The organism is Streptomyces sp. NPDC002623 (genome assembly GCF_053592635.1).
On the sequence record NZ_JBSFWB010000014.1, the window covers coordinates 81,923 to 103,085 of the forward strand.

22 protein-coding genes and 2 pseudogenes are annotated in these 21,163 nt (G+C 70.6%); 10 read left to right on the forward strand and 14 right to left on the reverse strand.

What is annotated here, in order from left to right; translation table 11 throughout:
• Positions 1 to 40: 40 nt before the first annotated feature.
• Positions 41 to 1,504 (reverse strand): aldehyde dehydrogenase family protein, encoded by a 1,464-nt coding sequence (locus ACWD4O_RS25200; RefSeq protein WP_451283063.1) that lies wholly within the window; start codon positions 1,502 to 1,504, stop codon positions 41 to 43.
• 241 nt (positions 1,505 to 1,745) lie between these two features.
• A complete protein-coding gene (locus tag ACWD4O_RS25205) occupies positions 1,746 to 2,570 on the reverse strand; it encodes a helix-turn-helix domain-containing protein (RefSeq protein ID WP_351915511.1) in 825 nt (274 codons plus the stop codon).
• A gap of 374 nt (positions 2,571 to 2,944) precedes the next feature.
• Between ACWD4O_RS25205 and ACWD4O_RS25210 the strand changes: the two genes are divergently transcribed.
• A complete protein-coding gene (locus ACWD4O_RS25210; protein WP_451283065.1) occupies positions 2,945 to 3,454 on the forward strand; it encodes an ATP-binding protein in 510 nt (169 codons plus the stop codon).
• A 128-nt stretch (positions 3,455 to 3,582) separates the two neighbouring features.
• Here the strand turns inward: ACWD4O_RS25210 and ACWD4O_RS25215 are convergent, their stop codons facing one another.
• The 5 genes from ACWD4O_RS25215 to rpmG all read right to left on the reverse strand — a co-directional run bounded on the left by ACWD4O_RS25215 (position 3,583) and on the right by rpmG (position 6,599).
• Complete coding sequence (locus tag ACWD4O_RS25215) at positions 3,583 to 3,801, reverse strand: DUF397 domain-containing protein (RefSeq protein ID WP_052183895.1); 219 nt, start codon at positions 3,799 to 3,801, stop codon at positions 3,583 to 3,585.
• A gap of 949 nt (positions 3,802 to 4,750) precedes the next feature.
• Positions 4,751 to 4,996 carry a 30S ribosomal protein S18 gene (gene rpsR, locus ACWD4O_RS25220; RefSeq protein ID WP_351915458.1) on the reverse strand — a complete coding sequence of 82 codons (246 nt, stop codon included), beginning with the start codon at positions 4,994 to 4,996 and terminating at the stop codon, positions 4,751 to 4,753.
• A 5-nt stretch (positions 4,997 to 5,001) separates the two neighbouring features.
• A complete protein-coding gene (locus ACWD4O_RS25225) occupies positions 5,002 to 6,174 on the reverse strand; it encodes a CobW family GTP-binding protein (protein WP_451283067.1) in 1,173 nt (390 codons plus the stop codon).
• A complete protein-coding gene (locus ACWD4O_RS25230) occupies positions 6,171 to 6,425 on the reverse strand; it encodes a type B 50S ribosomal protein L31 (RefSeq protein ID WP_451283069.1) in 255 nt (84 codons plus the stop codon). Before ACWD4O_RS25230 ends, ACWD4O_RS25225 begins: the two co-directional genes overlap by 4 nt.
• Positions 6,426 to 6,434: 9 nt before the next feature.
• Complete coding sequence (gene rpmG / locus ACWD4O_RS25235) at positions 6,435 to 6,599, reverse strand: 50S ribosomal protein L33 (RefSeq protein WP_358802673.1); 165 nt, start codon at positions 6,597 to 6,599, stop codon at positions 6,435 to 6,437.
• 74 nt (positions 6,600 to 6,673) lie between these two features.
• Here rpmG and rpmB point away from each other — a divergent pair, with 74 nt between their 5' ends.
• The 4 genes from rpmB (at position 6,674) to ACWD4O_RS25255 (ending at position 8,612) form a co-directional block, all read left to right on the forward strand.
• Complete coding sequence (rpmB, locus tag ACWD4O_RS25240) at positions 6,674 to 6,910, forward strand: 50S ribosomal protein L28 (protein WP_351915465.1); 237 nt, start codon at positions 6,674 to 6,676, stop codon at positions 6,908 to 6,910.
• Positions 6,910 to 7,215, forward strand: coding sequence for a 30S ribosomal protein S14 (gene rpsN / locus ACWD4O_RS25245; protein ID WP_450950865.1), 306 nt, complete (start codon positions 6,910 to 6,912; stop codon positions 7,213 to 7,215). Before rpmB ends, rpsN begins: the two co-directional genes overlap by 1 nt.
• A 127-nt stretch (positions 7,216 to 7,342) precedes the next feature.
• Positions 7,343 to 7,888 carry a hypothetical protein gene (locus ACWD4O_RS25250; RefSeq protein ID WP_451283072.1) on the forward strand — a complete coding sequence of 182 codons (546 nt, stop codon included), beginning with the start codon at positions 7,343 to 7,345 and terminating at the stop codon, positions 7,886 to 7,888.
• 160 nt (positions 7,889 to 8,048) lie between these two features.
• Positions 8,049 to 8,612, forward strand: coding sequence for a DUF4232 domain-containing protein (locus ACWD4O_RS25255; protein ID WP_451283074.1), 564 nt, complete (start codon positions 8,049 to 8,051; stop codon positions 8,610 to 8,612).
• Positions 8,613 to 8,644: 32 nt separating this feature from the next.
• On the opposite strand, the gene ACWD4O_RS25260 is transcribed toward ACWD4O_RS25255, so the two are convergent.
• Positions 8,645 to 9,769: a DUF2786 domain-containing protein gene (locus tag ACWD4O_RS25260; RefSeq protein ID WP_451283075.1), complete on the reverse strand. Its 1,125-nt coding sequence runs from the start codon at positions 9,767 to 9,769 to the stop codon at positions 8,645 to 8,647.
• Between the two features lie 79 nt (positions 9,770 to 9,848).
• Between ACWD4O_RS25260 and ACWD4O_RS25265 the strand changes: the two genes are divergently transcribed.
• Complete coding sequence (locus tag ACWD4O_RS25265; RefSeq protein WP_451283077.1) at positions 9,849 to 10,625, forward strand: Clp protease N-terminal domain-containing protein; 777 nt, start codon at positions 9,849 to 9,851, stop codon at positions 10,623 to 10,625.
• A gap of 136 nt (positions 10,626 to 10,761) precedes the next feature.
• Positions 10,762 to 12,465, forward strand: coding sequence for a bifunctional 3'-5' exonuclease/DNA polymerase (locus ACWD4O_RS25270; protein ID WP_451283079.1), 1,704 nt, complete (start codon positions 10,762 to 10,764; stop codon positions 12,463 to 12,465).
• A 45-nt stretch (positions 12,466 to 12,510) separates the two neighbouring features.
• Here the strand turns inward: ACWD4O_RS25270 and ACWD4O_RS25275 are convergent, their stop codons facing one another.
• From ACWD4O_RS25275 to ACWD4O_RS25290, 4 genes and pseudogenes are all read right to left on the reverse strand, one after another.
• Positions 12,511 to 15,903, reverse strand: a complete 3,393-nt coding sequence (locus ACWD4O_RS25275) for a BTAD domain-containing putative transcriptional regulator (RefSeq protein WP_451283081.1) — start codon at positions 15,901 to 15,903, stop codon at positions 12,511 to 12,513.
• A gap of 449 nt (positions 15,904 to 16,352) precedes the next feature.
• A complete protein-coding gene (locus tag ACWD4O_RS25280) occupies positions 16,353 to 17,246 on the reverse strand; it encodes a glycosyltransferase family 2 protein (protein ID WP_451283083.1) in 894 nt (297 codons plus the stop codon).
• 325 nt (positions 17,247 to 17,571) lie between these two features.
• Positions 17,572 to 17,865, reverse strand: a pseudogene (locus tag ACWD4O_RS25285) (hypothetical protein); the annotation flags it as partial.
• Between the two features lie 20 nt (positions 17,866 to 17,885).
• Positions 17,886 to 18,305: an ATP-binding protein gene (locus tag ACWD4O_RS25290; RefSeq protein ID WP_451283085.1), complete on the reverse strand. Its 420-nt coding sequence runs from the start codon at positions 18,303 to 18,305 to the stop codon at positions 17,886 to 17,888.
• 206 nt (positions 18,306 to 18,511) lie between these two features.
• Between ACWD4O_RS25290 and ACWD4O_RS25295 the strand changes: the two genes are divergently transcribed.
• On the forward strand, positions 18,512 to 19,363 hold the full coding sequence (locus tag ACWD4O_RS25295; RefSeq protein WP_451283087.1) for a helix-turn-helix domain-containing protein: 852 nt from the start codon (positions 18,512 to 18,514) through the stop codon (positions 19,361 to 19,363).
• Positions 19,363 to 19,557, forward strand: coding sequence for a DUF397 domain-containing protein (locus ACWD4O_RS25300; RefSeq protein ID WP_451283088.1), 195 nt, complete (start codon positions 19,363 to 19,365; stop codon positions 19,555 to 19,557). Before ACWD4O_RS25295 ends, ACWD4O_RS25300 begins: the two co-directional genes overlap by 1 nt.
• Before the next feature lie 22 nt (positions 19,558 to 19,579).
• Here ACWD4O_RS25300 and ACWD4O_RS25305 read toward each other — a convergent pair whose 3' ends face one another.
• Complete coding sequence (locus ACWD4O_RS25305; protein ID WP_451283090.1) at positions 19,580 to 20,293, reverse strand: hypothetical protein; 714 nt, start codon at positions 20,291 to 20,293, stop codon at positions 19,580 to 19,582.
• Between the two features lie 261 nt (positions 20,294 to 20,554).
• On the opposite strand from ACWD4O_RS25305, the pseudogene ACWD4O_RS25310 reads away from it, so the two are divergent.
• A pseudogene (locus ACWD4O_RS25310) lies at positions 20,555 to 20,689 on the forward strand (site-specific integrase); the annotation flags it as partial.
• A 79-nt stretch (positions 20,690 to 20,768) separates the two neighbouring features.
• On the opposite strand, the gene ACWD4O_RS25315 reads toward ACWD4O_RS25310, so the two are convergent.
• Positions 20,769 to 21,161 (reverse strand): hypothetical protein, encoded by a 393-nt coding sequence (locus tag ACWD4O_RS25315; RefSeq protein WP_451283092.1) that lies wholly within the window; start codon positions 21,159 to 21,161, stop codon positions 20,769 to 20,771.
• Positions 21,162 to 21,163: the final 2 nt, after the last annotated feature.

A 21,163-nucleotide genomic window follows, 5' to 3' on the forward strand; every position in this document is an offset into this window, starting at 1 on the left:
GGCCTGACGGCCCCGTCGCGTGGCCCCGCCGCGCGGACGCTCAGAACGGGAAGCCGCTGCGGCCGTGCTGGACCGAGATCCACTTGGTGGTGGTGAAGGCCTCGATGGTCGTCTCGCCGTTGAGGCGGCCGACGCCGGAGTTCTTCTCGCCGCCGAAGGGGACGAGCGGCTCGTCGTGGACGGTGGCGTCGTTGACGTGGAACATGCCGGTGACGATCTGCCGGGCGAAGGCGACGCCCCGCTCGGTGTCGGCGGTGTGGACGGCGCCGCTCAGGCCGTACGGGGTGTCGTTGACCAGGCGTACGGCCTCCTCCTCGCCGTCGAAGGTGTTGAGGAAGACGACGGGACCGAAAACCTCCTGCCGGAGCAGGGCGGAGTCGGCGGGAAGGTCGGCCAGGACGGACGGCTCGACGAGGTTGTCGGTGGTCGTGCCGTGCACGAGGGGGTTCGCGCCCTGGGCTATCGCCTGTTCGACAACGCTCGACACCGCCTCCGCCTGCGAGGGGTTGATCACCGGGCCGATCGCGGTCTGCGGGTCGCGCGGGTCGCCGGCCTTGAGGGTCCGCACCTTGGCGACGAACTTCTCGGTGAACTCGTCGGCGATCGACCGGTCGACCAGGACCCGGTTGGCGGCCATGCAGACCTGGCCCTGGTGGACGAAGCGGCTGAAGACGGCCGCGTCGACCGCGTAGTCGACGTCGGCGTCGTCGAGGACGACGAACGCGCTGTTGCCGCCGAGTTCGATGACGGCCCGCTTGAAGTGCGAGGCGGCGACGGTGGCGACGTGCCGGCCGACCTTGTCGGAGCCGGTGAAGGAGATGACCCGCGGGACGGGGTGCTCCAGGAAGGCGTCGCCGATCTCGGCGATGTCGGTCACGACGACGTTCAGCAGGCCCGGCGGCAGACCGGCGTCCTCGAAGAGCTTGGCGATCACGGTGCCGCCGGAGAACGGGGTGTTCTGGTGCGGCTTGAGCACCACGCCGTTGCCGAGGGCGAGCGCCGGGGCGACGGACTTCAGCGACAGCAGGAACGGCACGTTGAAGGGGCTGATCACACCGACCACGCCGACCGGCTCGCGGTAGACGCGGTTCTCCTTGCCGTCGATCGGCGAGGGAAGGATGCTGCCCTCGGTGCGCAGCGACAGATGGACCGACTCGCGCAGGAACTCCTTGGCGAGGTGCAGTTCGAAGGCGGCCTTGCCGAACGTGCCGCCGGCCTCGTTGACGAGGATCTCGCTGATCTCCGCCTCGCGCTCCTCGACCAGCCGCAGCACCTTCTCGAACACCGCGCGGCGGGCGAAGGCGTTGGTCGCGGCCCACTCCTTCTGGGCGCGGGCGGAGGCCTGATAGGCCTCGTCGACCTCGCCGACGGTGGCTATGGTGATCGAGGCGAGCTTCTCGCCGTCATAGGGATTGCAGACGATGATGTCCCAGTCGCCCGTACCCGGACGCCACTCACCGTCGATGTACTGCTGGGCCAGGTCGGTGAAGTACGACGACGACATGTGATCCCTCAATCCCCTGCTGCGATCGGCCGCGATCGATCGGCATCATGATCTGACCCGATCCCATCTGATCACACGTCATCGTACGGGTGACTCAAGGGAGTTGGGGGGCAAGTTGGGGAGCATCTCGGACCCTCTAGGGGAATCCCTAGGTACCGGGCCGGAAACAGGGTTCGGGAACGTGGGCCAGGGCTGAGCCGGGGCTGAGCCAGGACCGGGCCAGGACCGGGCCAGGACTGGACTAGGACAGCTGGATCAGGCCGCGCAGCAGGTCGCGGCTCTCGTCCGGGCCGGGGCTGTCCTGCTGGAGCTCCTTCAGCGCCTGCTCGTACTGGGCGACGTCCTCGCGCTTGTCCAGATAGAGGGCGCTGGTGAGCTGTTCCAGATAGACGACGTCCTGCAGGTCGGACTCCGGGAAGCTCAGGATCGTGAAGGCGCCGGACTCGCCGGAGTGCCCTCCGAAGCTGAACGGCATGACCTGAAGCCGTACGTTGGGGCGCTCGGAGACGTCGATCAGATGCTGGAGCTGCCCGCGCATCACCTCGCGGTCGCCGTAGGGCCGGCGCAGGGCGGCCTCGTCGAGGACGATGTGGAAGTCGGGGGCGTTCTCGGCGACGAGGTACTTCTGCCGCTCCAGGCGCAGGGCCACACGCCGGTCGACGTCGGCCGCGTTCGCGCCCTTCATGCCACGGCTGACGACGGCGTGCGCGTACGCCTCGGTCTGCAGCAGACCGTGCACGAACTGGACCTCGTACGCGCGGATCAGCGCGGCCGCGCCCTCCAGGCCGACGTAGGTGGGGAACCAGTTGGGCAGGACGTCCGAGTAACTGTGCCACCAGCCCGCCACGTTGGCCTCGCGGGCGAGTCCGACGAGCGACTGGCGCTCCGCGTCGTCCGAGATGCCGTACAGCGTCAGCAGGTCCTCCACGTCCCGGGTCTTGAAGCTCACCCGGCCCAGTTCCATCCTGCTGATCTTCGACTCCGACGCTCTGATCGAGTAACCCGCCGCCTCGCGCGTGATGCCTCGCGCCTCACGCAGCCGCCGTAGTTGCGAGCCGAGCAGCATCCGCCGCACCACCGATCCGGGCTCTCCCGCGCTCACGTTCGCCAGCCTCCCCAACCGTCTTAGGGGCCGCAGTCTGCCACTAAAACACTTCGAGCAGTACTCGTCCGATTACAGAGATGGAAAGAAGCCAAAGGATACGCACAGAGCAGCGCGAGGGAAGAGTGAGGGGAAAGCAAGAGAAGTGCCCGCGATGAGCGAGAAGTTGGCGGAAAAAATGGCCAAGAAGCGGTACGGGCGGGTCCATTTCGGTCACGTGCACGTGCATCTGCCCTTGCATCCGCAGTGCGCATCAGAAACCATGGTCTCGCGCCACCGCTGCATCGCAACGACCGCGAATCCCGGGAGTGCCTCGCATGGGGACGAATGGATCGACCATGCTCGAGCCGTTACGGCAGGGCCTTCCGCCGCTGGATCCCGCGGCCGTGTCCAACGCCGCCTCCTGCGCTCTGCCCGCCCGCTTCGAAGCGGTGCGCGAGGCACGACAGTTCACCAAGAGGACCCTCGGCCAGTGGGACGTCGGCGACCGTTTCGACGATGTCTGTCTGGTCGTATCGGAGTTGGTGACCAACGCACTGAGACACGGACTGTCGTCCCCCGAGGACGGCGGCTCGTGCGCACTCGATCACTCGGGCGCGCCTGATCAGCAGCATCCGCCCGTGCGGCTGCATCTGATGCGGTGGACCGAGCGGTTGGTGTGCGCGGTGCGCGACCCCAGTAAGGACAGCCCCCTGCCCCGGGACAGCGAGGACTTCTCGGCCGAGTCGGGGCGCGGGCTCTTCCTCGTCGACTCCTTCGCCGACAGCTGGGGCTGGCACCCGCTGTCGGGCAGCCTGGGCGGGAAGGTCGTCTGGGCGCTGTTCCGGCTGCACACGCCGGCCGAATGACGAACCGCGGCGTTTCTTGACGCCGCGGTTCTACGCGCGTTGTAGGTGTTTTCCCACGACATGTACGAAGTGTGCGGCGACGGCGAGGGCGTCGGGGATGCCGAGAACATCGAGGACGTCCAGGGACGTCAGCTCGCGATCAGGTGGTCGAACTCGCCGTCCTTGATGCCCAGCAGCATCGCCTCGATCTCGGCGCGCGTGTAGACGAGCGCGGGGCCGTCGGGGAAACGCGAGTTGCGCACGGCCACGTCTCCGCCCGGCAGCCGCGCGAACTCCACGCAGGAACCCTGCGAGTTGCTGTGCCTGCTCTTCTGCCAGGCAACCCCGTACAGCTGTGTGGCCGTCATGCCGTTGTACACGTCATGCCCCCCGTCAACGTGGTGGTCCACAGGTCGCTCCCTGGTGGTGCACTGGCTGTTGTGGCCATTGGTGCCGTGGTCAACTGTCCCGGATCATAACCCCGTTCACGTGCAGTCGCATGAGCAGATGCACGTGCACACGGGGTACTTGCGCGGTTACAGCTTTGACGCCCTCTTTACCCGACTCGTTCGGCTCGTCGGCCGTCGTGCGGGCCATGTGAAAGTCGTCCGGATCGAAACCACTCGTGTACTAGGAACAGACGCGTGACACGGCCGTCCTGTTCCGTCGACGCGGCACCGGATCGGCGGAGGGCAGGTCGAGGGCACCGCCGAAACCGTCCTGAAAGAGGCGGTTCCGGCGGACGCCCGGCATCCGCTCGGCACGGTAGGCCGCACCTCCGGATGTGGGGCCGCGCCGCCGGCGCCAGGGGCGATCGGCGGCGGACGGTCGGACGTCGGGGCGCGCGGACGGCGGCCCGCCGACGCCGAAAACCCCCGACACCCTGTCGGTCCGACGACGATGCGTCCCGCACCGGTGGACGCGGGCCGCCCCGGGACCCCGTATCCCCCGACCACGGACGACGACAACCGCCGCCCCCCGCGTACGACGGTGAGATCGGCGACGCGGATCGGGTGGCGGCGGCTGTGTGCATGAGGCCGGGATCGGCTGGTCGTCGGGCAGACGACGCAGGCGAGTGGCCAGGGATCAGCGGACTGGAGGTCCGATTGTGCTCGTACAGATGATGGGGACCCTGTACGGAGACGGATGGATCAAATGTACGGACGGCGGCGGGGCCGGGCGAAGGGTGGGTGGACAGGGTAGGCGCGTACAGGACACGCGGGGGTAGGAGCGGGGACGCCATGTGCGGGCCAAGTGCAGGCCGGGTGCAGGTCAGGTGCAGGCCGGCTGAACGTCAGGTACGCGGTCGGGGCAGGGTCAGCGGGTCGGGGCGTACGGCAGGAGGGCCATTTCCCGGGCGTTCTTGATCGCTCGGGAGAGTTGGCGTTGCTGTTGTGCGGAGACTCGGGTCACTCGGCGGCTGCGGATCTTGCCCCGGTCGGAGATGAACTTCCGCAGGAGATCGGTGTCCTTGTAGTCGATGTAGGTGATGTCCGCCTGGTCGAGAGGGTTGGGCCGGGGCTTGGCGGGCCTGCGCTCGGGCTTGCGGGACGTGGGGGACATGGGGGTCAGACCTCCAGGAGGGTGTCGAAGGCGGGCGGCAGCCGCTTCCAGGCGGCGCGGCCGGCGGCGTACTCGGCGTCCGTGAGCAGGCAGGACTCCAGGAGGTGTGCCAGACCGTCGCGGTCGAGACCGGGGGACGTGAAGACCAGGTGCTGGCAGCAGTCGCCGTGCTCGGGGTGCCAGTCCAGCGCGGCGGCGGCGCGGCGCACCGGCGGGACCAGGTCCCAGGCCGCGTCGGGGAGGGACGCCAGCCAGGGACCGGCCGACTCCACGCACAGGGCTCCGCCGGCCGCGTCCCAGTGCAGCAGCACGTCGGGTCTGTCGGCGAGCCAGAACCGGCCCCGGCTGCGGGCGGCCGCGCAGGTCAGGTCCTCCAGCGCGGCGTACAGCCGCTCCGGGTGGAACGGGCGGCGCCGACGCCAGACGAACGTGCTCACACCGTGTCCGTCGGCCTCGGCGGGGAGGAGCGCGCAGGCCGGGTGCTGGGCCGCGGCGGCCGACTCGACGTCGAAGCCGGCCAGCACGGCACGCGCCAACGGCGACTGCGCATACGACAGTTCCGTTGGCTGTGCATCCGCACGGGCGGGTGGCGTGATCCTGACCTGGCGGGCCGTCGGGTGCAGCTGCGCCAGCAGCTCGCGGTCCTCGTCGTCGGCCTCCTCGGAGTCGACGACGGCCAGGACGGGGGCGTACTCCAGCTGCCGCGCGAAGGTGTCGGCGACGGTGCGCTGGTCGGTGGCGGCCGCGGCGAGGCCGACGTCGGCGAGGTCGTCGCCGTTGCCGAGACAGGGCAGGAGCAGTGCCGGGTCGACGGCGGTGACGACGCCGGTGACCGTGAGCCCGCCGGCCACGACCACCTCGGCCATGGCCTTGGGCTCGACGGAGTCCCACAGTTCGACCACCGCGAGGCGCGTGCCGCCGTCGTCCGCCAGCCGGCGCAGCTCGGGCACCAGGTCCTCGCGCAGCGCGCAGCAGGCGCAGTCGTTGACCAGGGGCGCCTCGCCGGCCGAGAGGATGCCGGTGGCGTCGCCGACGGTCCGCACGACCGTGCCCCCCGCGGCCGTCGCGAGGTCGTGGTGGAGGACGACGCTGCCGGGGACGTCGGCGAGCAGACGCGCGACCGTCGCCCGGCGGGCGTCGGCGTGCAGCCCGCCGACGATCACGACCGACAGGCTCACGCCCCGCCCCGCTTCCCGTAGCGGCGCTCGAAGCGCTCGACGCGGCCGGCCGTGTCCAGGACGCGGGCCGTGCCCGTGTAGAAGGGGTGGCTGACGTCGGAGATCTCGACGTCGACGACGGGGTAGGTGTTGCCGTCCGCCCACTCGATCGTCTTGTCGCCGCTCATGGTGGAGCGGGTGAGGAAGGCGTGGTTCGCGGCGCGGTCACGGAAGACGACAAGACCGTAGGCCGGGTGGATTCCCTTGCGCATGGCGGTGGTTCAGCGCTCCTCTCGGAAGTCGACGTGACGGCCGACGACGGGGTCGTACTTGCGCAGAGTCATGCGGTCCGGATCGTTGCGGCGGTTCTTGCGGGTCACATAGGTGAAGCCCGTGCCCACCGTGGACCGGAGCTTGATGACCGGGCGGAGTTCGTTGCGTGCCATGCTGCTATCTTACTGAAAATGAATTCCATTAGCACTATCGATCCTGGCATCGACCGAGGAGAGGTACGTCACCCGTGTCCGCGCACTGCATGCTGACCGGCGCCCAGCCGGGCTTCGGCAACCGCATCTCCCACTCCCACCGGCGCACGTCCCGCCGCTTCGACCCGAACATCCAGAGCAAGCGGTACTGGCTGGCGAGCGAGGGCCGCCACGTACGGCTGCGGCTGAGCACGAAGGGGATCAAGACCGTCGACGTGATCGGCGTCGAGGCGGCCGTGGCGCGCATCCGCGCGCGGGGGGTGCGGGTCTGATGGCGAAGAAGAGCAAGATCGCGAAGAACGACCAGCGGCAGGAGGTCGTCGCGCGGTACGCGGCGCGGCGGGCCGAACTGAAGGAGATCGTCCGGCGGCCGTCGTCGACCGAGGCCGAGCGGGACGCGGCGCAGCGGGAGTTGCGCGCACAGCCGCGGGACGCCAGCGCGACGCGCGTCCGCAATCGGGACCAGGTGGACGGCCGCCCGCGCGGGTACTTCCGCACGTTCGGGCTGTCCCGAGTGGGGCTGCGACAGCAGGCGCACGCGGGGTTTCTGCCCGGGGTCCGGAAGTCGTCCTGGTAGTCCCCGAAGATCACAGGCCGTCCCCAGGGTTCTGCTGAGGCTTGCTGGTAGCTTGCTGCGGTCCTTCCCGGTCGATCGGGCTCCTCCGGTCGACCGAGCCGGCCCGGCTACAGCTTGGGAGCTTGCAGTGACTTCGGCGATCTTCTCGCGAGGCATGTCCCGTCGGCCGGTGCGGGCCGCGGCCGTGGCCGCCGCGCTGACGGGCACGCTCGTGCTGACCGCGTGCAGCGACGACGGGGGGTCCGACGCCGGCTCGTCGGCCACGCCCACGACGGCGTCCACGTCCACGTCGACGTCGGCCGCAGGCGCCGGGGCGACGAGCAGCGCGACGGATTCCTCCTCCTCCGTCTCCGTCTCCGCCGAGTTGGAGGGCAGCTGGCTGGCCACGACGGACGGCAAGGCCGTCGCCCTGATCGTCACCGGGAAGCAGGCCGCGCTCTTCGTGACCGGCGGGACCGTGTGCAGCGGGACCGCCGGCGAGGAGGCGGGCATGCAGATGATCCACCTCAAGTGCACCAGCGGGACGGACGGCGCACGGACGACCGGCATGGTCGACTCCGTCGACACGAAGTCCCTCGCGGTCACCTGGACCGGCGCGGTCGGCAAGGAGACCTTCGCCAAGGCGGAGGGCGGCCAGTGGCCGTCAGGACTCCCGACGCCCGGCCTCGGATGACGACGGACTCCGGTGACCCCCGGCCTCGGATGACGACGGGCTTCCGGTGACGCCCGGCCTCGGGTAGCGAAGCGGTCACGAGGCCGGGGGCGCGCGAGAATTCGCCGCACGCGTGCGTGATGATCCTTCGAGCACCGTCACGTAACCCTAGGGATCACTCATGCGCGCCGTTCCCCTCACCGTCGCCGCCCTCGCCGCGGCCCTGCTCCTCACCGCCTGTGGCGGCGGGGACGACAGCGGCTCCGACAGCGACGAGAGCAAGTCCGCCGAAACCGCGAGCGCCGCCGAGTCCGCAGGCCCCAACGGGACCACCTGCGCCGTCGGCGACCTCGGCCAGGAGGTCGGCCCCGTCAACGCCGCGCCCGCCGCCGGAGACAGCGGCAACGTCACCGTCACGCTCACCAACAAGGGCGAGGAGTGCATCCTGGAGGGCTTCCCCAAGATCGAGCTCCAGGCCGGCGACAGCTCCGCGACCGTGGCGAACGACGCGGCCGCCCAGGCCCAGGCGCTGACCCTCCCGGCGCAGGGCACCGCCACCTTCACGATCACCTATGTGCGCGGCGAGGACGGCGGCGACAAGAGCCTCGCCGTCAAAACGGTGCAGTACGCGGTGCCGAACGCCTCGGCCACCCAGAGCTTCCCGTGGTCGTACGGCGAGGTCGCCCTGAAGAGCACGGACGCGGCGGACGCGACCGTCAGCGCCTTCCAGCAGGCCGGCGACTGACCTACGGCCGGGGCGTCACGGCAGCCAGGGCGTCACGGCAGCCGGGGCCGGGAGTGCATCCTGGCCCGGTCCGCCGCTTCGGCGCCCTCGGTCCAGCCCGCCTCGTCGGTGACGCCGCGCAGGCGGGTGGAGACCGTCTCCGGGAACATCCGGTCCGTGGCCGCGGTGACCGCGACCTCGCGGGAGGCGAGCACCGGCAACAGGTCGTCGGTCACCTGGGTCCCGGCGGCGGCCGCGATCTCGCCGAGCCGGGCGCCGATGCGGTGGGCGTAGGCGGCGAGGAAGGACTGCCGGAAGGACTTGGTCCGTCTGCGGCCGCCGGCCCGCTGGGCCGCCTCCGCCTTCGCCATCGCGGACTGCGCCTGCACCAACAGCGAGGTGTAGAGCAGCTCCACCGTCTCCAGGTCGGCCTCGAAGCCGACGACCGTGGAGAAGGCGAAGGGTTCGTTCCACACCGCCCGGCAGTGGTTGGCGTCGGCGACCGCGTCCAGCAGCACCGCCTTCGCCTGCTCGTACGGCGGCTCGACGCCGATCCGGCAGGCGCCGGGCGCGTCCGGGTCCGGGGCCTGGGCGTCGAGCAGCGCCTCGTCGACGCTGTGCCGGGCCATCAGCTCCTGCGCCTTCGCCGTCAGCGCCTCCGCCTCCTGCGGAAACCCGGTCGCCTCGGCCTTGGCGAGCAGGGCGCGGATACGGGTGAGCATGCGGGAGTCCGACCGACGGCCCGACCCGGAGCCCGGCTGACGCTCCTGAAGCGGTTCGAGGGCGGGCAGCCGCAGCAGCAGGCGGTACAGCTCCAGGACCGTGGTGGCGTGCGAGAAGCGGTCGGCGCGGGGCGAGGGCTCCGTGGTGGGCTCGTCGAGCTCTTCGAGCTGCGCGGACCAGCGGGGGCCGCGCGCACGGTCGTCGGCCGACTGCGCCCGGATCAGCGACGCGAGCACGCGTGCGTGGACGGCGTCCAGGTCGCGCCGCACGATCCGCACCACGTCCGCGGGCTGCCAGCCGCGCCGCCAGAGCGCCGCCACGAACTCCGCGCCCCGCCGCGCGAGCTCGGCGTCGGCCGCGGGGTCGGCGGCGAGGACCGACGCGCCGGTGTCGAGGGCCGCGTCGGCGGTTTCGTAGAGGGCGGCCTGGAAGGCTCGTTCGACTGTGCTGCTCACGGGTCGATCGTGCCATGCGCGCGCGAGCAAGTGACAACCTCGGGTTGACAGTCATGGACTGTCAACCTAGGGTTGACATATGACGACTCCACGACCCGCCACCACCGGCCCTGGTACCTCCATCCGCCTCGACGACCTCATCGACGCCATCAAGAAGGTCCACAACGAGCCGCTCGACCAGCTCCAGGACGCCGTCATCGCCGCCGACCACCTCGGCGACGTCGCGGACCACCTGATCGGTCACTTCGTCGACCAGGCCCGCCGCTCGGGCGCCTCCTGGACCGACATCGGCCGGAGCATGGGCGTCACCCGGCAGGCCGCCCAGAAGCGCTTCGTGCCCAAGGAGTCGGCCGACCTCGACCCCAGTCAGGGCTTCACCCGGTACACCCCGCGCGCGCGGAGCGTCGTCATGGCCGCCCACAGCGCCTCCAAGGCGGCCGGAAACGCCGAGATCCTGCCCGCGCACCTGGTCCTCGGCCTGCTCGCCGAGCCGGAGGGACTCGCGGCGAAGGCGGTCGTCGAGCAGCGCATCTCCCTGGACGCGGTCCGCGAGGCCGCGACCGCCGCACTCCCGCCCAGCGCCGGAGAGGCGCCCGAACTGATCCCCTTCGGCCCGGACGCCAAGAAGGCCCTGGAGCTCACCTTCCGCGAGGCGCTCCGCCTCGGCCACAACTACGTCGGCACCGAGCATCTCCTGCTGGCCCTGCTGGAGCACGAGAACGGCGAGGGCGTGCTCAGCGGCCTCGGCGTCGACAAGTCGGAGACCGAGAAGTACGTGGCGAATGCGCTGGCCAAGCTCGTGAAGGCCCGCGCGGAGGAGGAGCAGGGGGAGCAGGGGGAGCAGGAGGGTTCCTGAGCTTCCTGAGCTTCCTGAGTTTCCTGAGCCGCCGGGTGTCCGGCGTCGGACGTCGGGCGTCGGGCGTCGGGCGTCGGGGGCGTTCCTGGCGCGTTCGATCGGGGCCGTTGTCAGACCCCCCTGCCACACTCGCAGCATGGCCGACCGGTGGGCACTCGCTCCGGCCGAGGACGGTGGCGTGGAACTCGCCCCCCTCGGTCCGGCAGGGCTGCCCGCCGGTCCGGTGCTGCGGGAGGCAGACCTGGCGCGGGCCGTGCGCGAGCGGCCCGACGTCACCCGCTGGGTCTGGCGTTCCACGGCCGAGGTGTATCCGCGTCTGCTCGCCACGGGGGTGCGAGTCGAGCGGTGCTACGACGTCGAGGACGCCGAGACCCTCCTCCTGGGCCACGAGGGGCGCTCCGGTGAGCCCCGTTCGGCGGCCGCCGCGCTGGCCCGGCTGCGCGGCGGCCCCGTACCGCCGGATCCGCCGCAGCGCTCCGCCGCGCCCGGTGCGCAGTCCTCGCTGTTCGAGGCGCAGGACACCGCCGTCCGGCTGCCGCTCGACGACCTCCTCGCCGTCTACGCCGAGCAGCAGCGGCGGCACGAGCGGGCCGAACACCCCGCGCGGATGCGACTGCTGACGGCGGCCGAGTCGGCGGGGATGCTGGTGGCCGCCGAGATGAACCGGGCCGGGCTGCCGTGGAGCGCGGAGGTGCACCGCGCGGTCCTGCACGACCTGCTCGGCGAGCGGTACGCGGGCGGCGGCGAGCCCCGGCGGCTGGCCGAGCTGGCCGACGAGGTGTCCGCCGCGTTCGGGCGCCGGGTCCGCCCCGACCTGCCCGCCGACGTCGTCAAGGCCTTCGCGCAGGCGGGCATCCGGATCAAGTCGACACGGCGCTGGGAGATCGAGAGCCTCGACCACCCGGCCGTGAAGCCCCTGATCGAGTACAAGAAGCTGTACCGCATCTGGGTGGCCCATGGCTGGTCCTGGCTGCAGGACTGGGTGCGGGACGGGCGGTTCCGGCCGGAGTTCCTCGCACACGGCACGGTCACCGGCCGTTGGGTGACCAACGGCGGGGGCGCGCTGCAGATCCCCAAGGTCATCCGGCGGGCCGTGGTCGCCGACCCCGGCTGGCGGCTCGTGGTCGCCGACGCCGACCAGATGGAGCCGCGCGTGCTGGCGGCGATCTCCCGCGACCCCGGGCTGATGGAGGTGGCGGGCCGGGAGACCGACCTCTACCAGTCCGTCTCCGACCGCGCCTTCTCCGGCGACCGGGCCCAGGCCAAGCTCGCCGTCCTGGGCGCGGTCTACGGCCAGACCTCCGGGGACGGTCTGAAGAACCTCGCCGCCCTGCGCCGCCGCTTCCCGCGCGCGGTGGCGTACGTCGACGACGCGGCCAAGGCCGGCGAGGAGGGCCGACTCGTACGGACCTGGCTGGGGCGGACCTGCCCGCCGGCGGCCGGGGCGGGGGGCGAGTCGGCGGAGGAGGCCGGCATCCCGATCACCCCGGAGGACGACGGCGCACAACCTACGGGCCAGGAATGGGTGCCGGGGTATGCCTCGACCAACGCACGCGCGCGTGGCCGCTTCGCCCGCAACTTCGTCGTCCAGGGCAGCGCCGCCGACTGGGCACTGCTGCTGCTCGCCGCGCTGCGGCAGACCTGTGCGGGGATGGCGGCCGAACTGGTCTTCTTCCAGCACGACGAAGTGATCGTGCACTGTCCCGAGGAGGAGGCCGAGACGGTCGTCGCCGCGATCCGGGAGGCCTCCGACCTGGCCGGACGACTGACGTTCGGGGAGACGCCGGTACGGTTTCCGTTCACTGCGGCGGTGGTGGAGTGCTATGCCGACGCGAAGTGAGCGGGTGCGGTGTGAGCAGGCGCGGTGTGAGCAGGCGCGGTGCGATCAGCCGGGTCCGGTGCCCGGCTCGTGGACCGGCTTGCGAAACGGCTCGTCGATCAGCTCCGTGAGTTCCTGTACGACGGCCTTCTCGTCCGTCCCGTCCAGCGCGTCGAGGGCCGCCCGCCACTCCTCGCGCGCGTGCTCCCACTCCCCCTGCTCCCGCAGCAGGAGACCGTGCTGGTGCCGGGCCAGACCCCCGGTGTAGCGGTCGGCGCGGGCGTCGGCGCGGCGCAGGAGTTCGGCGCACTCCCGCAGCGCGCGGGCGCTGCTGTCCGGGCCCAGCGCGCGCAGGGCGCGGACGAGGCCGAGCCGGGTCTGGGACTCGCCGTGCCAGTCGTCATGGCCGCCGGGGATGCGCAGGCTCTCCTCGAAGTGCGGGAGCGCGGCGGCCGGTTCGCCGAGGGCGAGATGGGCGTAGCCGATGTTGCAGTGCGCCGAGTGCTGCACGATGACGGCGCCGATCTCGTCCCCGATGGCGAGCGAGCGGCAGTGCTGTTCGATGGCGGCCCGCGGATCGGTGTGCTCGTACAGGTTGCCGAGGTGGCTGTGGGTGACGGCCTCACCGTGCCGGTCGGCCAACTGCCGCGAGTACTCGAGGCTCTGGCGCAGCGCCGTGCAGGACTCCGCGTAGCGGCCGAGGCCTTCCAGCAACAGCCCCCGGTTGTTGAGGCAGCGCCGGATCCAGGAGAGCCGGTCGAGCCGCCGCCAGATGGCGAGGGCCCGGTCGTTGAGGGCGAGGGCGTCCTGCTGGCGGCCGGTCAGGAAGTGCAGGCCGGCGAGGTCGCCGAGCGCGTACGCCTCGGCCGCCGCGTCCCCGAGCCGACGCGCCGCCCGTAGCGCGGTCCGCCCGAGCACCTCCATCTCGGCGACGCGGCCCTTGCGCTGGAGATAGGGGAAGAGGAGGCGGAGGAGGGTGGAGACGAGGGCAGCCACGGGCGCGCCCGCTTCCTCATCTCTTGTGGTGCTGCCCTCCACCAGCGCGACGATGTTCTCCAGTTCCGTGTCGCCCCAGGCGAAGGCTTCTTCGGGGCCGGGGAAGGGGGGTACGTCCGTGACGTGCGCCGCGTGGGCGGGCGGCTGGGCGGCGGTCGGACGGCGCCGGTCGTCCTCGTCGGGGCCCGCTCCGAGGATGGCGGTGAGGGCGCGTTCGGCTACGGCGGCGTAGTGGTGGAGTGCGGTGCGCAGGGGGTCGGCAGTGCCGTCGGCCCCCGGGAGTTCCGCGAGTTCCGCGAGTTCCGCGAGTTCCGCGAGTTCCGCGAGCTCGCGGGCGAAGTCCCGGACCAGGTCGTGGGGGGTGTAGCGGCCGTATGCCCGCTCCTCCAGCAGGGCGACGTCGACCAGCCGGTTCAGGGCGGCCTCGGCGCGGGGTTCGTCGGTGCCGGTGAGCCGGGCGAGCAGAGGGGCTCCGTAGGCGGGGAGGTCGAGCGCGCCGATGCGGCGGAGGGCGAGCGCGGCGTCCCGGTCGGCCTGGCGTCCGGAGGCGGCGAGTGCGTCGTGGGCGACGGCGAGAGAGCGGCGGACGCTGAGGTCGTCGTACTCCAGGTGCGACAACCTGCCCTCCGTCGCGGCGAGTTGGCCTGCCAACGCATCCGGTGTGAGGGCACTGCGGGCGGCGAGGCGGGCGGCGACGACACGCAGCGCGAGCGGGAGACGTCCGGTGAGGTCGACGAGGGGGTGGGCCGCGTCCAGGCCGGCGCGCCCCTCGCCGGGACCGGAGGCCGCACGCAGCAGGGCCGCGCTGTCCTCGCCGGACAATGGAGCGAGCGGAAAGCGGTGGGCTCCGTCGAGGGCGGTCAGGGGCGAGCGGCTGGTGACGATCACCGCGCAGCCGGGGCCGGCCGGCAGCAGCGGGCGGACCTGGGCGGCGGTGGCGGCGTCGTCCAGTACGAGGAGGGTGCGGGTCGGGGCGAGCAGGGTGCGCAGCAACGCGGCTGCGGCGTCCGGGTGTTCGGGGATGTTCCGGGGTTCGGTACCGAGGTCGCGGAGCAGGGCGACGAGCGCCTGGCCTGCGGTGAGGGGGGTCATGCCGGGGGTGGCACCGTGCAGGTGGAGGTAGAGCTGACCGTCGAAGAAACGTTCCTTCAGAGCGTGGGCGGCGTGGAGCGCGAGCGCGCTTTTGCCTACGCCGGCCATGCCGCTCAGGACGACGACGGGGTAGTTGCCGTCGGCGAGGTCTGCGAGGTTGTCGGTGAGGTCTGCGGGCGGGGTGGGCGCGTCGGACGGGCTGGGCGAGGTGGGCGCGTCGGACGGGCTGGGCGAGGTGGCGGCGAGGGTGCGGAGCAGCTGGCGCAGGGTTTCGCCGCGGCCGGTGAAGTGGGCTGGTGGTGGTGGGAGTTGGGCGGGGAGTTGGACCGGGTGAGGGGTGCGTCGGGAGGAGGGGTCGGGCACCGGAGTCGGGACGGGGAGGGGAGACAGGACCGGGATCAGAGGTGAGACGGGGATGGGAGCCGGGGTCGCAGGTGCGGGCCGGCCCTGGGGCTGGAGATCGTCGGTCGCCGTCGGGCCCAGCACCTCCGCATGGGCCTCGCGTATGGCCGGGCCCGGTTCGATGCCGAGTTCCTCGACGAGACGGGCGCGCAGGTCGCGATGGACGGCGAGGGCCTCGGCCTGACGGCCTGTGCGGTGCAGGGCGAGCATCAGCTGACGCTGGTACGCCTCGCGCAGCGGATACTCGGCGGCCAGGGCCGTCAACTCCGGGACGATGCGTTCGAACCGAGTTCCATCGAGGCCGTCGAGGTCGTCGAGTCCACCGAGTGGGCCGAGCCCGTCGACTCCGCCGAGGGCGAGTTCGGCGTCGTATCGCCACTCCAGCAGAAGCAGCCGGGCCTCCCGCAGGCGTCGCACGAAGGCGTATCCGCCCAGGTCGGCCGGGAGGCCGCTGAGCGGGGCGCCCCGCCACAGCGCGAGCGCCGCCGCGCACTCGCGCAGGACCCGTTCCCAGTTCCGGGCGGCATGCGCGCCGCGCGCCGCGGCGACGTGACACTCGAACACGTGGACGTCGAGCTCGCCCTGTTCGACCCTGAGTTGGTAGCCGGGCGGCACCGCCCGCAGCCGATCCGGGTCGTCCAGCAGTCGACGCAGCCTGGTCACGTGGTTGTGCAGCGAGGCCTGCGCGGACGCCGGCGGCGTGCCGCCCCACAGCGCCTCCTTGAGCGACTCGACGGGGACGATCCGGCCCGCGTCGAGAAGGAGGGCGGCGAGCAGGACACGCACTTTGGGGCTGCGGACGGTGTCGTACGGGAGGTCACCGTCGCCCGGTACGCCGTCCGGCGTGTTGACCGGTATGTCGTCCGGCGTCTCGACCGCTATGCCGTCCGGCGTGTCGTTCGGCGTGTACAAAACCGGTGGGCCCAGCAGTCCGAACCGCAGCCCGTGCCGCCGCATCACGCCGCCCATCGCCCTTCCGCATCCACCCGGCCACCCGGCCACCCGGCCGACGTACCGTCCGTCCGTCCGTCCGTCCGGGCCGTCATACCGTCCGGGCGGAATCCCGCCCTCGGCACGACGATATTCCGCCATCCTGTTCCCTGACGGTTCCGGCGAGAATCGGCTGTCGGTCTGGCCGGAACCCGTGTTCGTCCGACGACTTCAGGCCAAGTGAACGCCAGTGACCAGGGATGACGCGGAGAACCGTTGGCCATATGTTAGCGACTCGTTGGCGCGATCTGATGTGATCACATCATCGGAACCGGCCCGACGGCGCGCGCGTGTCGACGCGCAACTCGGGGGAGTGTCGCCGCCACGGCCGGCTCCGGGGGCGTGCGGGGTCTCAGGTCGGCGGAGGTGAACGACCGGGGGCCCCGCGCCTCGTTGTCTTCGAGCCCCCCGAATGCGCTGAGGGCGGGTCAGATGATCGGAGGCCTGCCCAGCCGGGTCAGCTGCCACACGGTCCGCCACTTCATGGGACGCCGGGGACCCGCCGGTTTCCGCACGCCCTCCGCGAACCCGCCGAACCAGGCCTTGAGGCCGCCGAGCGAGCGGGTGCGCAGGAGGGTGACGGCGATCCAGACGCCCAGGTGGACCGGGATGAGAGGCAGCGGGAGGTTGCGCCGGACCAGCCAGACCCGGTTCCGGGCCGTGACGCGGTGGTATATGGCGTGCCGGGCGGGCGAGGTCTTGGGGTGCTGGAGGAGCAGCTCGGGCGCGTAGAGGATCTTCCAGCCGGCGTCGGTGGCGCGCCAGGCGAGGTCGGTCTCCTCGTGCGCGAAGAAGAACTCGGCGGGCCAGTCGCCGGTCTCGGCCAGCATGGCCATGCTCAGGGCGTGACCGCCGCCGAGGAAGCCGGTGACGTACCCGCCCTGCATCGGGTCGGCAGCGCCGACGCGCGGCACGTGCCGGCGCTGGGTCTCGCCGTGCTCGTCGGCGATGCGGAAGCCGACGATGCCGAGGCGGGGGTCGGCGGCGTAGAGGTCCCGGACGCGGCTCAGGACGTCGGCGTCGACGAGGAGCCCGTCGTCGTCCAGTTCGACGACGACGTCCACGTCAGCGAACTCGCGGAGGCGGGCGAGGGCGACGTTGCGGCCGCCGGGGCAGCCGAGGTTCTCGTCGACGTCGATCGTGGTGACCTCGCCGGGGATCGCAAGGCGCTCGGCGAAGTCGGGGAGGCGACAGCCATTGCCTACAATCACGACGCGCGTAGCGGCCAGGTCCTGCTTGGCCACGGACTCCAACAGCGCGTCGACCTCTGCAGGTCGGTTGCCCATGGTCACCACGGCAACGGCGATCCTCGGCTCCACCACGTCCCTCACTTCGTCCGGCTCTCGACGGCGACCGCGTCCCATGCGGCTTCGTCGTTAACCTAGATGTTGCCTCAGGTGTGGACGTTGCTCCGTCGCCCCCTCATTTTGCTTCGCTTTTGTGAGGGTTCTCCTTCTTCCTCTTGGCGCGTCGACGGACGAACTTCAGCCACGAGCTGCCCTCCCCCAAGGCCGCGACCTTCACATCTACGACACCGAGGGGCAGAAAGAGATCGCGCGGAGCGTTCTCTGTGACATCGCCGACATGCCAGCGGGGGGCGGGCGCATGTGGCGGGGACGCCGGTGCGGGTGCCGGGCCGACGACCGGCTACTCGGTCGCCGCGAAGAGATCGTCAGCGACGGCGGCGTGGACCGCGCGCTGCGACCAGGTGGTGAGCTGGTCGAGGTCGGCGCAGGCTTCGACGCGCTCACGGACGGCGTCCGACACGGGGATGCCACGCCATTCGAGGATACGAAGGGTCATCTCGGCCCGGTCCGCGACTCGGCCCTCTTCGCGGCCTTCTTCGCGGCCCTGTTCACGTACCTCCTCTGCGAGGGGGTGACGCCAGAAGTACTGCATCGCGGTCATGAGTTCCCTCCACATCCGCTGCGCCTGAGCGTCTGTCCGACGTGATCAACGAGCTACGCCGCGTTCAGTTCGCACCACACGAGCTTGCCCCGGTGCCCCATGCGGGACAGCGGCTGCCAGTGCCAGAGATCGGAACAGGCCCGCACGAGGGCCATGCCCCGGCCGCCCTCCTCCTCGCCGAGTTCCTCCAACCGGCGCGGCGGGTCCGGCGGTTCGGGGTCGGCGTCCCACGCGCCGATCTGGAGGACGCCGTCCCGAAAGCGGAGGCGCAGGCAGGCGGGGCCCTTGGTGTACAGGACGGCGTTGGAGATCAGCTCGGAGGCGAGGAGTTCGGCGGTGTCGACGAGGTAGGCGAGGCCGTGGAGGGTGAGGATCAGGCGCAGGGTGCGACGGCAGACGGTGACGGCGCGGGGGTCGGTGGGGATGTAGAGGGAGTACTCCCAGGAGTCGGGGGCGGGGCCGGTTTCAGGCATGGGTCAGCTCCGGTTCGGTGGAGGGAGTCGGATCGCGGGCGGTGGCATGCCTCAGCCGTCCTGGCAGGACGGAGCGGTGCGCTTCCGCAGCGTGTGCGTTGCGTCACCGACAGTACGGGTAAAATTTGGGACGCTGCAAGCCGTTGCCGTAATCTGCCCCTCGAACGAGTCGCTGCCCTCAGGGCAGTTGGGGCTAGGAGGAAGCCATGCCGCGCAGACGGCAGCCCACCGCACGCCAGGAACGCCTAGGTGCCGAGCTACGCAAACTGCGTGAAGCCGCAGGCCTCAAAGCGCGGGAAGCCGCCGCCCTCATCGGGACCGACTCGGCTCAGATGAGCCAGATGGAATCCGGAGTCGCCGGCGTGAGCGAAGAACGGTTGCGCAGTCTGGCATCCCACTACGCCTGTATGGACGAGGCATTCATCGACGCTCTGGTTGCGATGGCCACCGACAGGACGCACGGCTGGTGGGAGAAGTACCGGGGGTTGCTGCCCACGCCCTTCCTGGACCTCGCCGAACTGGAGCACCACGCCGTTCACCGATACGACGTGGAGTTCCTGTACATCCCTGGACTGCTTCAGACGGAGGACTACGCCCGCGCCATCTTCTCCTACAGGGTTCCGGAACTGCCTTACGGTGACCTTGAGTTGCGCGTGCGCCACCGGATGGACCGGAAGGTCGTCATCGAGGACCCCGCCCCGATCCCCTATGAAGCGGTGATCCACGAGTCGGCGCTGCGCATCCGAGTCAGCGACCGGGCCGCTTCCCGCGTTCAGCTCACTCAAGTCCTCGAACTCTCCGAAGCAGACCAAGTCACCGTACGCGTCATCCCCTTCGACCTGGACAGGTTCGCCGGTGCCGCAAGCGCCATGGTGTACGCGGGAGGGATTGTGCCCAAGCTGGATACCGCGTTGCGTGATACGCCGCACGGCACGGCCTACATGGACTCGGAGGCTCAACTCGGTGCACTTCGAACGCTCTTCCGTAAGGTGGAAGCAGCGTCACTGAACCCCGAACGTTCGCGTGACTTCATCCACAGGCTGACGAAGGAACTGTGATGCACGCTGCACCCCCCGACAACTGGCAGAAGTCGTCTTTCTCAGGCTTCGGCGACGGCAACAACTGCCTCGAACTCACCGCCACCCCCACCACCCTCCACCTCCGCGAATCCCAAGATCCGACCACCGTCCTCACCACGACCGTCAGCCCCCTCTCGAGCCTCCTCGCAGGCATACGCGCGGGCTCGATCTGAGGGGGCCGTGGCCGTCCGCGCGTCAGGCCAGCTTCTCTGCCTGGGCGGTGACCAGTTCGGCCGGGAAGGCGAAGTCTCCACCGGAGACCAACGAGCCCGCGTTGGCGAACGTGAAGTGGGCGAGGGTGACACCTGAGCGGAAGACGACGGCCTTCCAGCGGGTGTCGACGCCGGCGAGCGGAGTGACAGCGGTGAACGCGACCGCTTCCTCGCCTGCCGCGGGTGCCGTGTCCTTCGTGATCTTGGTCGCCTTCGTCTCCTCGCCGTCGGCCGTCCACCGGAGACCGCTCGCGCACGCGGTCACCGCGTCGCTGACGGACTTCAGGGCAGCGGCGGCGGCATCCGCACTCGCGTAGGAGGCGAGGGTGATCACGCCGGTGTTGATGTCGATGGCCGCCTCCTCCGTGGTGGGGGTGGCCTCGGCGCTCGCGTTGCCGGTCGCACGGCGGTGGGTGGTGGCAGCGGGTTCGCCCACTGCGGAACCGGCAAACGTGCGGCCCAGGGGCAGGCATGCGTCGTCGGCGACCTCCACCGCGTCCGCGGCGGCGACCTCCGCCTTGGGGGGCGTGGTCACCTCATACACTCCCGCTTCGGCCTTGGTGAGAGACGCCTTGTCCGTACGACAGCTTGGCCACCGCTGGGCGTCCAGCACGGCCGCCGGTGCGGCGAAGTCGTCGGCCGCCGTCTGTTCTTCGGGGACCGCACCGTCGAACGAACCGTGACTACGGAAGACCATCCCCCGTGCGGACGTAACCGCAGGTCGCTGCGGGTAGCACCGCCAGAGTTGCCCTGCGGAGTTCCCTTCCGAGTCGTAATGCACAAACCCTTGATTCCGCACTTCACCTGCGGTTGGCCGCGCGCCTCGCCGTGATTCGTTGACCATGCCACCCGACGCGCCTGTTCATCCGTCCCCAAGAGTCACACCGGGCGCAGTCTCTGACTCGGCTCCGACCCAGCGATAGTTGTCAGCCTCCAAAGCCCCATCATTGCCCACGACATCGGCGTCACCGCCGGCGTCTACGCCCACGTAAGACTCCGCCTTCAACGCCACGCCATCGACACCCTCGGCAACACCTTCAGCCCGACCGACGGCAACCACGACGACCCACCCGCCGCAGCCGTCGTCCGCTGACGTTGCCGTCAACGACGGGCGGTGACTGAACAAGAAGGCCGCTGGGAAAGTGCTACAACGCACTCCCCGGCAACCTTTCCTATTCTACAGACCAGGCCGATCTGAATCCGGCAGGAAAACCATTCAGGAATTCCGAAACAGCCTCGACAGCTTGATCCCGGTCAACCAGATCAGATCGTTGAAAAATCCCCATCTGGCCACCGCATACGAGCCTTACCTCCTCCTCACTGCACTCGGGATTCTTCAACTGGATAATTTCCCCATCGGGGGATTCACCCGTAACCAAGAAGAGATCCGGACCACCCGCAATTGAGAGGTACCGAAAAGGGTCATCATCTGTCACGGAAACTTCAGTCCATCGACTTCCATCAAGATCCGCGATCGACTGAGAGATTCGTTCCAGCGTCGGATTCTCAACTTCCCAGTCGCGTGTCTTGGAGCCGTGGCGGTCGTCTCCTACCAGCCTAATCATGG

Bases quoted from the DNA above. Each gene is read 5' to 3' on its own strand.
- ACWD4O_RS25265 (WP_451283077.1), top strand. From the start codon at position 9,849: ATGACGACTCCACGACCCGCCACCACCGGCCCTGGTACCTCCATCCGC.
- rpsR (WP_351915458.1), bottom strand. From the start codon at position 4,996: ATGTCCCCCACGTCCCGCAAGCCCGAGCGCAGGCCCGCCAAGCCCCGG.
- ACWD4O_RS25210 (WP_451283065.1), top strand. From the start codon at position 2,945: ATGCTCGAGCCGTTACGGCAGGGCCTTCCGCCGCTGGATCCCGCGGCC.
- ACWD4O_RS25295 (WP_451283087.1), top strand. From the start codon at position 18,512: ATGCCGCGCAGACGGCAGCCCACCGCACGCCAGGAACGCCTAGGTGCC.
- ACWD4O_RS25270 (WP_451283079.1), top strand. From the start codon at position 10,762: ATGGCCGACCGGTGGGCACTCGCTCCGGCCGAGGACGGTGGCGTGGAA.
- rpsN (WP_450950865.1), top strand. From the start codon at position 6,910: ATGGCGAAGAAGAGCAAGATCGCGAAGAACGACCAGCGGCAGGAGGTC.
- ACWD4O_RS25230 (WP_451283069.1), bottom strand. From the start codon at position 6,425: ATGCGCAAGGGAATCCACCCGGCCTACGGTCTTGTCGTCTTCCGTGAC.
- ACWD4O_RS25215 (WP_052183895.1), bottom strand. From the start codon at position 3,801: ATGACGGCCACACAGCTGTACGGGGTTGCCTGGCAGAAGAGCAGGCAC.
- ACWD4O_RS25200 (WP_451283063.1), bottom strand. From the start codon at position 1,504: ATGTCGTCGTCGTACTTCACCGACCTGGCCCAGCAGTACATCGACGGT.
- rpmG (WP_358802673.1), bottom strand. From the start codon at position 6,599: ATGGCACGCAACGAACTCCGCCCGGTCATCAAGCTCCGGTCCACGGTG.
- ACWD4O_RS25255 (WP_451283074.1), top strand. From the start codon at position 8,049: ATGCGCGCCGTTCCCCTCACCGTCGCCGCCCTCGCCGCGGCCCTGCTC.
- ACWD4O_RS25290 (WP_451283085.1), bottom strand. From the start codon at position 18,305: ATGCCTGAAACCGGCCCCGCCCCCGACTCCTGGGAGTACTCCCTCTAC.
- ACWD4O_RS25300 (WP_451283088.1), top strand. From the start codon at position 19,363: ATGCACGCTGCACCCCCCGACAACTGGCAGAAGTCGTCTTTCTCAGGC.
- ACWD4O_RS25305 (WP_451283090.1), bottom strand. From the start codon at position 20,293: ATGGTCTTCCGTAGTCACGGTTCGTTCGACGGTGCGGTCCCCGAAGAA.
- ACWD4O_RS25205 (WP_351915511.1), bottom strand. From the start codon at position 2,570: ATGCTGCTCGGCTCGCAACTACGGCGGCTGCGTGAGGCGCGAGGCATC.
- ACWD4O_RS25275 (WP_451283081.1), bottom strand. From the start codon at position 15,903: ATGGGCGGCGTGATGCGGCGGCACGGGCTGCGGTTCGGACTGCTGGGC.
- ACWD4O_RS25315 (WP_451283092.1), bottom strand. From the start codon at position 21,161: ATGATTAGGCTGGTAGGAGACGACCGCCACGGCTCCAAGACACGCGAC.